This window comes from Elizabethkingia argenteiflava, from assembly GCF_009904105.1.
GTDB lineage: Bacteria > Bacteroidota > Bacteroidia > Flavobacteriales > Weeksellaceae > Elizabethkingia > Elizabethkingia argenteiflava.
Window position 1 is genome coordinate 1 of sequence record NZ_JAAABJ010000392.1, and the last position, 338, is coordinate 338.

1 pseudogene is annotated in these 338 nt (G+C 31.7%); it reads left to right on the plus strand.

The features are described from left to right. Positions 1-48: 48 nt before the first annotated feature. Positions 49-338 (plus strand): annotated as a pseudogene (locus tag GNY06_RS04570) (IS481 family transposase); the annotation flags it as partial.

Consider the following 338-nt stretch of genomic DNA (forward strand, 5'->3'; position numbering starts at 1 on the left):
ATTGAGTTATCTTCAGGCGCTGTTTATCATGTATTAAAAAGGAATGATGTGAATAAGTTACCTCAGAATATGAAGAAGCGATCTATAAAAACCTTCAAACGATATGAAAAACAGGTTCCTGGTCATAGAGTTCAGGTAGAAGTTAAGTTCCTTAATTTCTTTGATGAATCTGGTAATAAAATTAAGCGTTATCAATATACGGCAATAGATGATGCTACACGAGCAAGAGCATTAAAAAATTATGATAAACAAAATCAAGCTTTTGCGATTGATTTTGTCGAATACTTCCGAAAACATTTTCCTTTTCGAATTCATAGTATACAAACTGATAATGGTCA